11 protein-coding genes are annotated in these 13,673 nt (G+C 64.6%); 7 read left to right on the top strand and 4 right to left on the bottom strand.

Annotation, left to right across the window (positions count from 1 at the left end; all coding sequences use genetic code 11):
* Positions 1-445: 445 nt before the first annotated feature.
* The 4 genes from PcP3B5_RS06600 to PcP3B5_RS06585 form a co-directional block, all read right to left on the bottom strand.
* Positions 446-1,687, bottom strand: a complete 1,242-nt coding sequence (locus PcP3B5_RS06600) for an aspartate aminotransferase family protein (protein WP_061560838.1) — start codon at positions 1,685-1,687, stop codon at positions 446-448.
* Between the two features lie 62 nt (positions 1,688-1,749).
* Positions 1,750-2,655, bottom strand: coding sequence for a LysR family transcriptional regulator (locus tag PcP3B5_RS06595; RefSeq protein WP_061560837.1), 906 nt, complete (start codon positions 2,653-2,655; stop codon positions 1,750-1,752).
* Between the two features lie 56 nt (positions 2,656-2,711).
* Positions 2,712-3,248 carry a 2,4'-dihydroxyacetophenone dioxygenase family protein gene (locus tag PcP3B5_RS06590; RefSeq protein ID WP_061560836.1) on the bottom strand — a complete coding sequence of 179 codons (537 nt, stop codon included), beginning with the start codon at positions 3,246-3,248 and terminating at the stop codon, positions 2,712-2,714.
* 125 nt (positions 3,249-3,373) lie between these two features.
* Entirely contained in the window at positions 3,374-4,789 is a 1,416-nt protein-coding gene (locus PcP3B5_RS06585) for an amino acid permease (protein WP_061560835.1), read from the bottom strand.
* 456 nt (positions 4,790-5,245) lie between these two features.
* Here PcP3B5_RS06585 and PcP3B5_RS30540 point away from each other — a divergent pair, with 456 nt between their 5' ends.
* The 7 genes from PcP3B5_RS30540 to PcP3B5_RS06555 all read left to right on the top strand — a co-directional run bounded on the left by PcP3B5_RS30540 (position 5,246) and on the right by PcP3B5_RS06555 (position 13,673).
* Positions 5,246-5,497, top strand: a complete 252-nt coding sequence (locus PcP3B5_RS30540) for a type II toxin-antitoxin system Phd/YefM family antitoxin (RefSeq protein ID WP_081884705.1) — start codon at positions 5,246-5,248, stop codon at positions 5,495-5,497.
* Positions 5,498-5,506: 9 nt separating this feature from the next.
* Positions 5,507-5,854: a type II toxin-antitoxin system RelE/ParE family toxin gene (locus tag PcP3B5_RS06580; protein WP_043272446.1), complete on the top strand. Its 348-nt coding sequence runs from the start codon at positions 5,507-5,509 to the stop codon at positions 5,852-5,854.
* A 363-nt stretch (positions 5,855-6,217) separates the two neighbouring features.
* On the top strand, positions 6,218-6,823 hold the full coding sequence (locus PcP3B5_RS06575; protein ID WP_009618253.1) for a type IV toxin-antitoxin system AbiEi family antitoxin domain-containing protein: 606 nt from the start codon (positions 6,218-6,220) through the stop codon (positions 6,821-6,823).
* Between the two features lie 95 nt (positions 6,824-6,918).
* Positions 6,919-8,391, top strand: coding sequence for a DUF3375 domain-containing protein (locus PcP3B5_RS06570; protein WP_009618251.1), 1,473 nt, complete (start codon positions 6,919-6,921; stop codon positions 8,389-8,391).
* A 31-nt stretch (positions 8,392-8,422) separates the two neighbouring features.
* Positions 8,423-9,097: a DUF4194 domain-containing protein gene (locus PcP3B5_RS06565; protein ID WP_009618249.1), complete on the top strand. Its 675-nt coding sequence runs from the start codon at positions 8,423-8,425 to the stop codon at positions 9,095-9,097.
* The gene (locus PcP3B5_RS06560) at positions 9,094-12,471 is read left to right on the top strand and encodes an ATP-binding protein (RefSeq protein ID WP_009618248.1); all 3,378 of its coding nucleotides are present in this window, start codon (positions 9,094-9,096) and stop codon (positions 12,469-12,471) included. Before PcP3B5_RS06565 ends, PcP3B5_RS06560 begins: the two co-directional genes overlap by 4 nt.
* Positions 12,468-13,673, top strand: a complete 1,206-nt coding sequence (locus PcP3B5_RS06555; protein WP_061560834.1) for a DUF3322 domain-containing protein — start codon at positions 12,468-12,470, stop codon at positions 13,671-13,673. The genes PcP3B5_RS06560 and PcP3B5_RS06555 overlap by 4 nt, the downstream gene beginning before the upstream one ends.

The following is a 13,673-nucleotide window of genomic DNA, read 5'->3' as shown; positions in this document are numbered from 1 at the left end:
TCATCCGCGAATCGCGCCGGAGCCTCCGGCTATCGCGGAGAAGCTCCGTTCCTACGGGAAAAACACCACGCATTCCCGCACGGGCCCTGCCCGCGATTTCGCGCGCAGGGCGCGCTCCTACAAGGGAATGGCGCAGGTGGGGCAGCGTAGGAGCGGATCTCATCCGCGAAGCGCGCCGATACGTCCGGCTATCGCGGAGAAGCTCCGCTCCTACGGGAAAAACACCACGGCCCCTGCCCGCGAAATCGCGCGCAGGGCGCGCTCCTACAAGGGAATGGCGTAGGTGGGGCAGCGTAGGAGCGGATCTCATCCGCGAAGCGCGCCGATACGTCCGGCTATCGCGGAGAAGCTCCGCTCCTACGTTGCAGGCGAGCACGGCTTTTCGTAGGAGCGAGCTTGCTCGCGAACCGCATGGCACCACGTTTGTTCGCGAGCAAGCTCGCTCCTACAAGAGCACCTCGGCCAAGCGCCCCACCGCCTGCTCGAACGCCGCCTTCATCTCCTCGACCACCGCATCGGTATGGGCGAAGGACAGGTACAGCCGGCCATAGGGCGAGGGCATCAGCAGCAGGCCTGCGCGACGCAGTTCCAGGTGCAGCGCCTTGCTGAAGGCGGGATTGGCGATGCTCGCGGCCTCGTCGAAATCCCGCGGCGCCCGCTCTGCCGGCCAGAGGCCGAAGACGTTGCCGTAGCCGCTGGTGGAAAGGGGCATGCCATGTTCGCGGAACAGCCGCTCGATCCAGCTGCGAAGCGCCTCGCCACGCGCCATCAGCGCGGCGTAGTCGGCGTCTTCGAGCTGCGCCAGCGTCGCCTGCACCGCCGCGCAGGCCATGGGGTTGCCGCTGAAGGTGCCGCCGCGCAGTACCCGGCCTTCCTCGAAGCCGGCCAGGATGTGCGCCTTGCCCAGCACCGCCGAGACCGGCACGCCATTGCCGATGGCCTTGCCGACGCTGGCCAGGTCCGGGTCCAGCCCCTCGTACAGGCTGCTCAGCCCGGCGTGACGGCGAAAGCCCATCAGCACCTCGTCGCTGATCACCAGCGCGCCATGGGCGTGGGCCACGCGCTGCACGTGCGCCAGGTAGCCGGGCGCGGCCATGATGCAGCCGGCGTTGGCCAGCATGGGTTCGAGCAGTACGGCGGCGATGTCGTGGTGCTCGGCGAACAGCCGCTCGACGTCGTCGAAGTCGTTGTAGCGCAGCAGCGTCAGGCGCTCGCTCGCCGGGCGCTCGCCAGGGGCGAAGGTGGCTTCGGCGGAACCGACGTTGCCCAGGGTCACCTCGTCGAACCAGCCGTCGAAGCCGGCGGCCATCTTGGCGATGCGCGGCCGGCCGGTATAGGCGCGCGCCGCGCGGCAGGCCAGGTGCACCGCCTCGCTGCCGGAGTTGGTGAAGATCACCTTGTCGAGCGCGCCGCCGTGGCGCGCCAGGCAGTCGGCGGCGGCATGCTCGCGCACGTGGGCCCAGGACGGCGCGGCGGCATCCTGCAGGGCAGCGCCCACCGCCTCGATCACCGCCGGCTCGGAATGGCCGAGCAGCACCGCGCCGAAGCCCAGCGCGGTATCGATGTAGCGCCGCCCCTGGGCATCCCAGAGGTAGGCTCCCCTGCCCCGCTGGATGAACAGCTTCTCGCCGTCCAGGTCGGGAAGAATGCGCGCGGCGCTGGATACGTCACCCACCAGATGGGCCATGGTCTACTCCTGCATCGCGCCCGCCATGCGGGCGCCTCGTGAAAGGGTCGTAACGGCCTGCCCTAGGACAGGCTCCAGGGTGCCTCCCGCAGGCGCTGCTCGAGGAAGTCGCGGAAGACCTTGATCCTCGGGCTCAGGTGCTTGCGGTTGGCATAGATCAGGTACACCGGCTCGCGCAGGTCCGAAGGGTATTCCTCCAGCACCTGCACCAGGCGGCCGGCGCGGATGTCGGCGCCGATATGGAAGTCGGCCAGGCGCACGATGCCGGCGCCGGCCAGGGCCATGTCGCGCAGCAGGTCGCCCTGGGCGAAGGTCGCCGCGGGCGTCACCGGCACGCTCAGGCGCTCCGGGCCTGCGCGGAAGCTCCAGCGGTTCCACGGGCTGTCGAAGCTGAACTGGAAGCAGCGGTGGCGCAGCAACTCCTGCGGGTGGCGGGGCGTGCCGCAGCGCGCCAGGTAGGCCGGGGCGGCACAGGTGATCCACTGCGTCTCGCCCAGGCGCCGGGTCACCCGGCTGGAGTCCGGCAGCACGCCGCTGTGGATGGCCAGGTCCAGGCCCTGCTCGAACTGGTCGACGTACTGGGCGCCGACCTGGATCTCCACCTGCAGCGCCGGGTAGCGGTCGAGGAATTCCGGCAGCCAGGGCGCGATCTGGTGCTTGGCGAAGGTGGTCATGGTGTGGATGCGCAGGGTGCCGCTGACCCGCGTCGGCAGCGCCTCGGCCAGCGAATCCGCCTCGGCCATCGCCTCCACCACGGCGCGGGCGCTGCGCAGGTAGGCGGCGCCCTCCTCGGTCAGCGTCAGGCTCCGCGTGCCGCGCTGGAACAGGCGCACCCGCAGGCGGTCCTCCAGGCGGCTGATCAGCTTGCTGACCGCCGAAGGGGTCATCTCGTGGGCGCGCGCCGCGGCGGAAAAGTTGCCGTGCTCGACCGCCCAGATGAAGGCCAGCAGTTGCGAATAGTTGTCCATGTCCGGTCCTCGATGCGCCGTGGCGGCGAGCATAGCGCCCGCCGCGCCGGCCCGCCTCAGCGGATGAAGCGCTCGACGTAGTCCTCGCCCAGGCCGATGGACGCGTAGTGCCGGCGCGCCGCCTCCAGCTTGGTGAAGACGTCCTCGTAGCCCACCGCCACGCCTTGCGGGTCGACGTAGGTGTAGCCGCCCTGGACGTGGAACCAGGTGATCATTTCCTCGACGTCCTCGGGCACGAACAGGGTGTGGGTCTCGCCCGGCGGCTCGAAGGCGAAGGAGCCCTGCTCGGCGACCCAGTCGTGCTCCAGGTACCACCAGCGGCCCTTGAGCACCAGCGCGTGCACGCCGCCGGTGTGGCGATGGCGCGACAGCACGCCGCTCTGGCGCACGCGCAGCAGGTTGATGTAGTAGCCGCCGCTCACGCTCAGCAGCAGCGGCTTGAAGGAGACGCTGGCGGTCACCGGGACCCACAGCCGGTCGTCTTCCAGCCACTGGTCCAGCACGCCGGGCAGGACCATGTCCGGCGCCATGAACGGCACCTGCGGCAGTTGGTAGGGAATCGCCAGTTCGTCCGGCTTCATCGCGATGCTCATCGATCACTCTCTATCAGGCGGTTGGGGAAGGCCACGGCGGGCTCGGCGAGCCGCGCCACGGGCAGGTTAGGTGTGCGCCGGCGGCGGAAAAACCGGGCCGCCGGCACAGGCGTTGTGAAGCGGCGTCACAGCGCCGCCAGTTCGCCGAAGCCGCCCTGCGCGCGCTGCGCGGAGAGCTGCGGCTGGCGCTTCTGCAGGTACAGGCCGATGCCCGCCAGCACGGCGCTCAGGCCCAGGGTGGTGAGCAGCTCGCCGCGGTGGCCGGGGAACACCGACATGATCGCCAGGATGCCGACGATCAGCGCGATGGTCGCCAGGGTCAGCCAGGGGAAGGCCCACATCTCCACCGCCAGGGGCTCGCCGCTGGCGCGCAGCTTGCGGCGCATGCACAGCTGGGTGATGGCGATCACCAGGTACATCAGCAGGGCGATGGCGCCGCTGGAGGCGAGCAGGAAGTCGAACACCTCCTTGGGCAGCAGGTAGTTCGCGCCCAGCGCCAGCAGGGCCGCGCCGGCGGTGCTCAGCACCGCGCCCAGCGGCACGCCGCGGCGGTTGGTGCGGCCCCAGGCGCGCGGCGCATCGCCGCGGTAGGCCAGCGAGTAGGCCATGCGCGAGGCGGTGTAGATCGCCGAGTTCAGGCAACTGCTCACCGCCACCAGCACCACCACGCTCATGATCTGCGGCGCGTAGGGAATGTTCATCGCCGCCAGCACCGACTGGTAGGAACCCTGCGCCAGCCCCGGCGCGTTCCACGGCACCAGGCACACCACCACCAGCATCGAGCCGAGATAGAACAGCCCCAGGCGCCAGACCACGGCGCGGATAGCCTTGCGGATATTGGCGCGCGGCTCCTTGGTCTCGGCGGCGGCGATGGTCACGATCTCGCTGCCCTGGAAGCTGAACATCGCGGTGAGCATGGCCGCCACCACCGACACCGGCCCCTTGGGCATGAAGCCGCCGTCGGCATACAGATGCTGCACGCCGGAAGTGGAAGAACCCGGCAGCAAGCCGAAGATCGCCAGCACGCCGAGGACGATGAAGCCGACGATGGAAACCACCTTGAACAACGCCAGCCAGTACTCCAGCTCGCCGAAGTTGCCGACGCTCAGGCAGTTGCACAGCGTCAGCGCCAGGGTGATGCCCAGCGCCGCCACCCAGGGCGCCACGCCCAGCCAGGGCGCGAGGATGTTGCCGGCGACTATGGCCTCGATGCTGATCACCAGCACGTAGAACCACCAGTACAGCCAGCCGATGGAAAACCCGGCCCAGCGCCCCATGGCCTGGTCGGCATAGGACGAGAAGGAGCCGGTGTCCGGCCGCGCGGTGGCCATCTCGCCGAGCATCTGCATCACCAGCACGACGATGACCGCAGCCAGCAGATAGGCCAGCAACACCGCCGGCCCGGCAGTGGCGATGGCATTGGAGGAACCAACGAAAAGCCCGGCGCCGATCACGCCGCCGATGGAAATCATGGTCACCTGGCGGCTCTTCAGGCCGTGGCCCAGGCGGTTCTTGGGTGGGTTCTCAGGCGTCGCGTTCATCGACAGCACCTCGGCACGCAGGATTGTTCTTGTGATTGTCCAGGGCCTCATGGGCCTTGGTCTGCGCAGGGTAGGGAGCCGGGGGCGGGGTGATAATCCCCGTTGGTGGCATAGGGGCTGTGAACTGGGTTCACAGCAAGAGATGAGGGATAGCCGAAGGACTCGGTGCAGTCGGAGCCGCGCTGCTCATTGAAGATCGCCATGTGGGTAGTGATGCGCGATTCAACCCGCTCATAGGCTGAACGTCACAGTGTTGGCAGAGGCAAAGAAAAAAGCGTCCGCAGACGGTTCAAATTCGGTCCGAATTCAGGCTACGATACGAAACCGATCGACAGATTTAGCTGTCGACGTGTGAATCCCATCGGTTGCCTGGATATGGAGCCTGGTGGAGTTCGAACACCGTAGAACCTGAGTTCCAGGCCTTGAGTGTTCCCACAGCAATGGAGGTACCGACTCATGCGAGTCGAGACAATTAGTTATTTGAAACGCCATGCGGCCGACCTGGATTTATCCGAGCCAATGGTCGTCACACAGAACGGTGTTCCTGCCTACGTGATTGAGTCATATGCAGAACGAAAGCAACGTGACGAAGCAATTGCGTTGGTGAAGCTGCTTGCGATTGGCTCTCGTCAATACGCAGAAGGCAAACATCGCTCTGTAGATGATCTGAAAGCTCGTCTTTCCAGGAGGTTCGATCAACCAGAATAAGGAGGTTCGATGTCCAAGGTCGTCATCCGTCTCACCGATACCGCAGAACAAAGCATCGAAGACCAAGTACACCACTTGGCTCAATTCCAAGGTTCGCAGGCTGCACTCCAATCGGTGCTGAGCCTTTTGGATGAGATTGAAGAGAAGATTTCTCTTACACCCCAAGGTTACCCAATCAGCCAGCAGGCAAGCCTTTTGGGGGTGTTGAACTATCGCGAACTCAATACCGGCCCTTATCGCGTCTTTTACGAACTACACGAAGAGCAAGGCGAGGTCGCGGTTATCCTGGTCTTACGCCAGAAGCAGAGTGTGGAACAGCAATTGATTCGCTACTGCTTGGTGGGGCCTATCGGGTGATGGCTCTCTGCGCCCGAGTGCGTATGAGCAAGTATGCCTCGACACTTTTTCGACACCTTCCCGCCCCCCAAAAAGCAAAACCCCCGAAACGCTAGGCATTTCAGGGGCTTGGCAGGGTGTTCTGGAGCGGGCGAAGGGAACATCACGCCGCACTCATATCGTTGATTGATAACGGGTTTATTCCGTTGGCGCTACGGAATCAGGCCAGATCATGTACCGGTCGAACCGCATCGGCAACCAGATACTGTCCGCATTTGTCTGCGGACATTCGCGATCAGTCATCAACGCGCGCTCCAGGCAGGCGAGTTTCATTCTATCGTTTGATGTATAAGATCAACGAAATCAAGGAACACCTTTGGGACGATGGAAAGATCCTCACATGCCCAGCGCGCTCTTGCCCTGCTCCACAAGCAGGGCTTCCTGCGCACCAGCGACTTGGACACCATCGCCGCGCCGCGGGTGGTGCTGACACGTCTGTCTACTTCCGGGCAGTTGGAGCGTGTCGGGCGCGGCCTCTACCGTTTGCCAGGCACCCCCATGTCCGAGCACGAGGACCTTGCCACGATTGCAGTCAAGGTTCCCAAAGCCGTGTTCTGCTTGCTGACGGCACTCCAGTTCCACGAACTGACCACGCAACTGCCTCGCCAGGTTTGGATTGCCATGCCTCGCGGCAGCCACACCCCACGTATCGAGCAGCCGCCGATCAAGATGGTGCAGATGGCGGGTGATGCCTATGCCTCGGGCATTGATGAGCACGAACGCGACGGCGCTAGACTGCGGATCTACAGTGCCGCAAAAACCGTGGCGGACTGCTTCAAGCACCGCAACCAGATCGGCCTGGACGTGGCCATTGAGGCAGCTGCCTGGAGGACACGCAAGGCTTCAGCCGATGACCTATGGCGCCATGCCAAGGTCTGTCGGGTCGCAAATGTCATGCGTCCTTACCTGGAGGCGGTTTCGCATGAGTGACCACGCTGCCTTGATTCACGCTTGCCGGGCGAGCCGATCCGTAAATTCGGATCGAGACGTCGTTGTCAACGAACGGCTCGAATAGGCAGCCCATCATGGCACTGGACCACCTCACGCTCACGACATACCGCGATCGGCATCCTGCATGGCGATTGCTCGCCTCGCCACATGCGCCATTGGTAGCAAGCTTCCTGTACCGGGTGTTCGTTGCACCGAACGTGCGGCTGACGAGCGAAGCGGATCTGGCCGAAATGCTGGAAGACGAGTTGTTTGCCCTGCGCGAACAGCTCGGTGCCGAGGCGTATCCGAAAGCCGCAACCGAATACCTGAATGACTGGTGCGCGCCGGACAAGGGCTGGCTGCGCAAATTCTACAAGCCCGGCACCGACGAGGCCCAGTTCGATCTCACCCCTGCCACGGAAAAGGCCATCGCCTGGCTGGTGTCGCTGACCGAACGGCCTTTCGTCGGTACCGAATCGCGCCTGCTGACCTTGTTCGCGCTGCTGGAGCAGATCAGCACCGGAAGCGAGGCCGATCCAGCCAAGCGCCTGGAGGAACTGCGCCGCAAGCGCGATGAGATCGACGCCGAGATTGGCCGCGTCCTGTCCGGCGATGTGCCGCTCATGGATGACACGGCCATCAAGGATCGCTTCCTGCAATTCCAGCAGTTGGCGCGCGAACTGCTGAGCGATTTTCGCCAGGTGGAACACAACTTCCGCCAACTCGACCGCAGCGTCCGCGAGAAGATCGCGTTGTGGGACGGGAGCAAGGGGGCGCTGCTCGACGAGGTCATGGGCGAGCGCGACGCCATCGGGGATTCCGACCAGGGGCGCAGCTTCCGTGCATTCTGGGACTTCCTGATGTCCAGCCGTCGCCAGGAAGAACTGTCCGCACGGCTCGACCAGATCCTCGGCCTGCCCGCCGTGGTTGCGCTCAAGCCGGAGCCGCGCACCCGCCGGGTGCACCACGATTGGCTGGAAGCGGGCGAACATACCCAACGCACGGTAGCGCAGTTGTCGCAACAACTGCGCCGCTTCCTGGATGACCGGGCCTTCCAGGAAAACCGCCGCATCCTCGAACTCTTGCACGGCATCGAAACCAAGGCGCTGGCCTTGCGCGACATGCCTCCGGCCGGCGACGTGATACGCCTCGACGAGATGGGCGCGGACATCGCCTTGCCGCAGGAACGCCCCCTGTTCGCGCTTCATGCCAAGCCACGCCTGGCGGAACTGGTCCTTGAGGACGGTGACGACGACATCGACACCGCACGCCTGTTCGACCAGCACGTCGTGGACAAGACCCGCCTGCGTCAGGCCCTGCGGCAGGCATTGCGGCAGCAGTCGCAGATCAGCTTGCGCGCGTTGCTGGAGACGCAGCCGCTGCAACAGGGATTGGCCGAGCTGGTGACCTGGCTGGAACTGGCGCACGCGGGCAGCCGCGGGCTGGATGGCCTCAGGGCCACGGTGGATGACGATGTGCAGGAGATCGTCGAATGGGCCATGCAGGACAGCGATGGCTCAACGGTACGACGGCGGGCGCGAATGCCCCGCGTTATTTTTGCGCGTTGAATGCAAGCTGCGACGGATAGAGCGAAGAGCCATGAACGACATGCACCAGGATGATCCAGAAGGCAGTACCGAGTCCCGCCCGCCCGTTGTCGCGGAACTCTCGCAACTGATGGTGCATTTGCTCAAAGGCGTGTTGTACCGTCAGGACGACGAGCGCCTGTGGGCCAGCCTGCTGAGCCTGCAAGCGCGGGTGCGGGAGCAGGCGGCGGTGCTGTTGCTGGATCTGGTACTGGACGAAGCCGAGGGTTACGCCTTCCTCAAAAGTCAGCCGGAGCCGGAGCATGCGGACGCCACACCCCGTCCGCCACGCCTGATCGCGCGACGGCCGCTGTCCTACCCGGTCAGCCTGATGCTGGCCTTGCTGCGCAAGCGCATGGCCGAATCCGACGCCAGCGGCGGCGATACCCGGCTGGTGCTGTCGCGCGAGGAGATCGCCGAATTGATGCGCGTGTTCCTGCCGGACGGCACCAACGAGGCGCGCCTCATCGACCAAGTGGATTCGACCATCACCAAGGTGGTGGAACTGGGTTATCTGCGCAAGCTCAAGCCCGCTGCTGGCGCAGCTCAGCAGGCAACTCGCTACGAGGTACGGCGCATCCTCAAGGCGTTCGTCGATGCACAGTGGCTGGCCGACTTCGATGCACGCCTGGAGGGCTATCGCACCGCATTGTCAGGTGCCGATCGCGACAAGGAAGCCGGCCGATGAACGATTTTTCGCCACAGGAGCTCGATTTCGTGGCCGACGACAGCCGCGTCGGCTTTCGCCTGCAGCGGCTGGAAGTCCTGAACTGGGGCACATTCGACCGGCGTGTCTGGCGCTATGAACTCGATGGGCGCAACGGCCTGCTGACTGGCGACATCGGTTCGGGCAAATCCACCCTGGTCGATGCCGTCACCACGCTGCTGGTGCCGGCGCAACGCATCGCCTACAACAAGGCTGCAGGCGCCGAGACGCGTGAACGATCACTGCGGTCCTACGTGCTGGGCCACTACAAGAGCGAGCGCAACGAAACCACCGGCAGCACCCGCCCGGTGGCGCTACGCGACACCACCAGCTACAGCGTGATCCTGGGTGTATTCCGCAACGAAGGCTACGGCCAGGCGGTCACACTGGCGCAAGTCTTCTGGTTTCGCGAACCACAGGGCCAGCCTGCGCGCTTGTTCGTGGCTGTAGAGCGGGAACTGTCCATCACCGAGCACTTTTCCGGATTCGGCAGCGACATCAACGGCCTGCGCAAGAAGTTACGCGCGATGGGCTGCGAACTGAACGACAGCTTCCCGCCCTACGGCGCCTGGTTCCGCCGCCGCTTCGGCATCGAGCACGAGCAGGCACTGGAACTGTTCCATCAGACGGTTTCCATGAAATCGGTTGGCAATCTGACCGATTTCGTGCGCAGCCACATGCTCGAACCGTTCGACGTAGGGCGCCGCATCGAGGCACTGCTCGGCCATTTCGATGACCTCGACCGCGCCCACCAGTCGGTACTCAAGGCCAAGCGCCAGATCGAGTTGTTGGCTCCGCTGGTGGAGGATGGCCTTCGCCACGGGCAAATCACCGGCGAGATCCAGGCGCTGCGCCAAGGACGCGATGCATTACGCCCGTACTTTGCCGGTTTGAAGGCAGCATTGCTGGAGAGGCGCCTGGAATTGTTGACTCAGGATGCGACGCGCTGGGATGCCCGCATCAAGCAATTGGGAGAGCAACGAGACAACGCCCGAATCGAGCAGGGGAAACTCGAAGGCGCACTGCGCGAGAACGGCGGCGACCGGCTGCAACAACTCGCTGCCGCCATTCAGCAGCAGGAGGCCGAGAAACAGCAACGGCAGGAGAAAGCCGACGCGTACACCACGCTATTGACGCGCATTGGCGAAGCAGCGCCGGGAGACGAAGCTGCTTTCATGACACAAAGATCCACCATCGGAGAACACGCCGAAGCGCTGCGTACAAGCATTGCGGACCACGATACGCAGATCAATGAAGACGGCTATGCGCTGCGGCGGGGTCAGGAAGAACACAAAGCGCTCAGCGACGAGATCGACAGCCTTGCGCGTCGCAAGAGCAATATCGACGCGGCCCAAGTGCGTATCCGCGAGGCATTGTGCACCGCCCTGTCCATCGCAGAGGAAGACCTGCCCTTTGCCGGTGAACTGATCCAGGTGCGCGAGGACGAACGCGACTGGGAGGGCGCGGCCGAACGCCTGCTGCATGGCTTCGGCCTGTCCCTGCTGGTGCCGGATGTGCACTACAAGGACGTGGCCGATTGGGTGGAACGCCAGCACCTTGGCACGCGTCTGGTGTACTTCCACGTGCGTGCGCGCAAGTCCACGCAGGCCGTCAGCCTGCCCCCCCAGTCGCTGGTGCGCAAGCTGCTCATCAAGCCCGACACGCAGCACTACGATTGGCTGGAACGCGAACTGCACCACCGCTTCGACCTGGCCTGCTGCGACAACACCGAGCAGTTCCGCCGCGAGACCCGCGCCATCACCCGCGCCGGACAGATCAAGGACCCGAGCGGACGCCACGAAAAGGACGACCGCCGCCGCATCGACGACCGCAGCCGCTACGTGCTGGGCTGGAGCAACGCCGACAAGCTGCGCATCTTGCGCGACGAACGCGAGGGCTTGGAACAGCAACTGGGCGACATCGGTCTGCGCATTGCCAACACACAGCGATTGCGCGGGCAATGCCAGGCGCAACTGGAGGCCTTGGCCAAGCTCGAAGTCTTCACCCGCTACAGCGAAATCGACTGGCAGGCACCGGCACGCGAGATTGCCCGGCTGACCGAGGAACGCGACCGCCTCAAGGCGGCCTCCGATACCCTGCGGGAACTGGAAAGCCAACTGGCGCAGGTCGTTGAGCGCCTGAAGGAGATCGAAGACGATCTTGGCGAGGCACAAGGCAAACGCGGAGAAATCCGCAGCAAACACGAAACTGCCCAGGCACAGCATGCGCAGGCTCTCGAAATCCAGACGCAAGCCGCACTCGACGACATGTTGCTGCAATCTCTTGAGGGCTGGCGCGCCGAAGTCCTGGGCGACCACCAGCTCACGGTGGAATCCTGCGACAACCGCGAACAGGACGTGCGCAATGGCTTGCAGGCGCGCATCGATGCCGAAGACAAGCGTCTCTCACGCTTGACCGAACGCATCATCAACGCCATGCGCGGTTTCAAGGAGGCCTTCAAGGCAGAGACCGCCGAGATCGACATCAGCCTGGCCGCGCTGCCCGAGTTCGAGCGACTGATGAAGGATTTGCAGCACGACGACCTGCCGCGCTTCGAAGCGCGTTTCAAGGAACTGCTCAACGTCAATACCATCAACGAGATCGCCAACTTCAATGCCCAGCTCGCGCGCGAGCGGGAAACGATCAAGGAGCGGGTCGATGTCATCAACCAATCCTTGCAGGTGATCGACTACAACCCCGGACGCTACATCCGGCTGCTGGCGCAACCCAGCCCCGATGCGGAGATCCGCGACTTCCTGCAGGATCTGCGTGCCTGCACCGAAGGCGCGCTGAGCGGCTCGGAAGACGAACAGTATTCCGAGACCAAGTTCCTGCAGGTCAAAGCCATCATCGACCGCTTCCGGGGGCGTGAGGGACTGGCCGAGATCGACCGGCGCTGGATGCAGAAGGTGACCGACGTGCGCAACGGCTTCCTGTTTTCCGCCAGCGAGCGCTGGCGCGAGGACGATGCCGAGCACGAACACTATTCCGACTCCGGCGGCAAATCCGGCGGGCAGAAGGAGAAGCTGGCCTATACCGTGCTGGCCGCCAGCCTGGCCTACCAGTTCGGCCTGGAATGGGGGGCGGTGCGCTCTCGCTCGTTCCGTTTTGTCGTGATCGACGAAGCCTTCGGGCGCGGCTCGGATGAATCGGCCCAGTATGGGCTGGAACTGTTCCGCCAGCTCAACCTGCAACTGCTGATCATCACGCCGCTGCAGAAGATCCACATCATCGAGCCATACGTGTCCAGCGTCGGCTTCGTGCACAACGAAGGCGGCCGTGAGTCGCGGCTGCGCAGCCTGAGCATCGAGGAATACCGGGCACAGAAGGCTGCCGCCAGGGGCGGCGCTGTATGACATGGAGCCAGCCCGCCGACCTTCGCGCGCAGATCGAACGGCTGTGGCAGCGCGGCGAGTTGCTGCGTGCCGTGGTCGGCGACGGCACGCTGGGCTGGCCGTTGCGTCTGTCGCTGAAATCGCCGTCCGCCGCCGATCTCAGCAACCGTTTCGATGCCGCGCGCGGCTGGGTGCGCGACATCAGCGCCATGCCACTCGTGCGCATCGAATGGCGCGAGTGGACGCACCGGGTGCAGGGACGGCAGCGCCTGCCGGATACGCTCTGGATCGATACGCTGGAAGACGCGCTGGCGATGATCGGTAAGACCGGCGATGCCCACCGATTCCAGGCGCTCTGGCAGCAAACTGCCGAAGCGCAACCCGCACTGCTGCCGTGGCTGCACAGAGCACCGTTGCAGACCTTGGCACTGGCCGAACACTGGCCGCGCCTGCTGGCCGTGGTGGCCTGGGTGCAAACCCATCCGCGCCCCGGCGTCTATCTTCGGCAGGTCGATGCTCCGGGCGTGGACAGCAAGTTCATTGAAGCGCATCGCGGTACGCTGGCTCAGTGGCTGGACCTGGCCTTGCCGACTGAAGCCATTGAGCCTGCTGCAACCGGGATGACCGGGTTTGCCCGTCGCTACGGCTTTCTGGAAAAGCCCGTTCGCATCCGCCTGCGCTTGCTCGATCCGCAACTGCCCCAACTTCCCGGCTGCACCGGCCTGACCGACATCACCCTGGATGAGGACAGCTTCGCCGCGCTCGCACTGCCTGCGCAGCGTGTCTTCATCACCGAAAACGAGGTGAACTTCCTGGCCTTTCCGCCGGTGTCCGGTGCCATCGTCGTGTTCGGTGCTGGCTATGGCTGGGGAGCGCTCGCCCGGGCCGACTGGCTGCATCGCGCCTCTCTGCACTATTGGGGAGACATCGATACCCATGGCTTTGCCATTCTGGACAGCCTGCGCAAGTATTTCCCGCTGGCCGCTTCGTTTCTCATGGACCGCTCCACCCTGATGGCCCACGCACTTCAATGGGGTGAGGAGCCCCTCGACAAACGCCATACGTTGCCCTTGTCCCGACTGGTCGATGATGAACCCGCTCTCTACGACGACTTGCGCGGTGATCGAATCCGGCCACAACTGCGGCTGGAACAGGAACGCATCGGCTATCGCTGGCTGTGCGCGGCGTTGGTCGCAACAGTCCGGGACGATTTCCGGCCGTAG

Source organism: Pseudomonas citronellolis, from assembly GCF_001586155.1.
Taxonomy (GTDB): domain Bacteria; phylum Pseudomonadota; class Gammaproteobacteria; order Pseudomonadales; family Pseudomonadaceae; genus Pseudomonas; species Pseudomonas citronellolis.
This window is presented reverse-complemented; position numbering and strand designations above follow the sequence as displayed.